The organism is Iodidimonas gelatinilytica, assembly GCF_008579125.1.
Classification (GTDB): Bacteria; Pseudomonadota; Alphaproteobacteria; order Sphingomonadales; family Rhodothalassiaceae; genus Iodidimonas; species Iodidimonas muriae.
On record NZ_BKCL01000025.1, the window covers coordinates 1 to 1,937 of the forward strand.

Sequence of the window (1,937 nt, forward strand, 5' to 3'; positions counted from 1 at the left end):
CCAGATCAATGCCGCTGGCATCTTCCATGGTGCGGAAGAAATCGGCAGGTTGCGGACGCTTGAAAGCCCAACGGCTGACATATTCCTTGAAGGCGGTATCGAAAGCCTCGCGGCCCATCACCGTTTCACGCAGAACGGTTAGGGCAGCTGCCACCTTGGCATAACCGGTGATGCCGCGATTTATATAGGCATCGGATTGGGTCATGATCGGTTGCTGGTTTGGCCGGGTCATCAAGCGGGCCAGATGGCGCGGTTCGCTGCGTACGCTGGGAACATCTTCTTCCCATTCCTGAATGGTCAGCTCATCAAGAAAAGAGTTCAGCCCTTCATCCATCCAGAGCCAGTGCCGTTCGTCGGAATTGACGATCATGGGGAACCAGTTATGGCCCACTTCATGGATCACCACGCCGATCAGACCGTATTTGGTCCGGCGGGAATAGGTGCCGTCTTTTTCAGGACGTGGCGCATTGGCGGCCAGCATGGGATATTCCATGCCCGACCGGATCGGCGCATTGATAGAGGTGGCATGGGGATAGGGATAATCCATGGTCATGCGACCATAGGTTTCCAGCGTTTGCAGGATCGCTTCGGTGGAATAGCGGCTCCACAAAGGCTCTGCTTCGGGCGGATAAAGGGATTGCGCCATTACCGTGCGGCCGTCTGCGGTTTCAAACCCCTTGGCATCCCAGATAAAGGATGGCGAGGCGGCAAAGGCGAAATCGCGCACATTTTCGGCTTTATAGTGCCAGATCCGGCTATCGCCATTTTCCTTGACCGCGCGGTCTTGCGCTTCTTGCGGGGTGATGATGAACACCGGCTTTTGAGCAGTTTTGGCATCTTCCAAACGGTCGCGTTCAGCGCGGCTCAAGACAGCATCCGGGTTTTGTAAAACCCCGGTAGCAGAAACGGTGAAATTTTCCGGCACCTCGATGGAGACATCGAAATCGGCAAAATCCAGCGCCGGTTCGCCATAAAGAAAGGCCTTTACGATCCAGCCGGCATAATCGGTATAGGCAGCCAAGCGTGGATACCACATGGAAATGAAGTAATTGGGGCTGCCATTTTCAAGAATTTCATAGGCGGTGCGGTTCGACACATGCTTGGCGGAAACGATGTTGAAACCGTATTCCACAACAAGCTCCGCCGTTTCTCCCGGCATCAAGGGCGTTGGCAGATCCACCCGCATCATGGTGTCTACAACGCTATGGGGAAGGGCGTTTCCCTTTCCATCGGTTATGGATTTGATGTCATAGCCGAAATCGCCGTCTTCAATGATGGTGATTTCAGCCATACGGGTGATGGGGATGCTTTTGCCCAAGGGATCATCGCGGCTTTCTTGCGACACGGAATGGCGCTTGAAGCGGTTCTGATCCATTTGCAGCCATAGATAGGACAATGGATCAGGCGAGCGGTTTTCATAGGAAATGGCCGCACGCCCCTCGATGCGCCTGGTGGCATCATCAAGCCGCACATCAATGTCATATTGGACAAATTGCTGCCAGTATTCATGCCCCGGCGCGCCAGAGGCGGCCCGCACCTCGGTGGGTGTGGGCCAAACCTCTTCCATCTGACGGAAAGCATCATGGTGTCCTGCTTTGGACTGCACCACTGCATCGGCGAAAACCGGGAAGGCAAGGGCGACATTTAAGGCAAGACTGACAAGAATGCGACCTGCCTTCATTGATCGTCGCCCTCTTTGTCGTCGCTACCATCGTCCTGTATTTTCTGCATCAGGTTCTGTCCTTGCTTGCGCTTGAACAGTTCCAGACGCGTTTCCACAGGCTTTCTAGGCCAATAGTTGTTGGCCGTATCGGCGTCTGCGGTTTCCCGGTTGGGATCAAGGCTGATCTGGCGAATGGTTTTGTCCGTAACAATCAGCTTGGTCACATGGAATTGATTGCTGCGCCAGATTTCCGCGGGGATTCTGCGGATCTCGT

At 54.5% G+C, this 1,937-nt stretch carries 1 protein-coding gene and 1 pseudogene; both read right to left on the reverse strand.

Going from position 1 to position 1,937, the window contains the following annotated elements:
• On the reverse strand, positions 1–1,681 hold a 1,681-nt coding region (locus tag JCM17844_RS13820), incomplete at its 3' end, for a M1 family metallopeptidase (protein ID WP_150001481.1).
• Positions 1,678–1,937, reverse strand: a pseudogene (locus tag JCM17844_RS15565) (aminopeptidase); the annotation flags it as partial. The pseudogene JCM17844_RS15565 and the gene JCM17844_RS13820, both read right to left, overlap by 4 nt.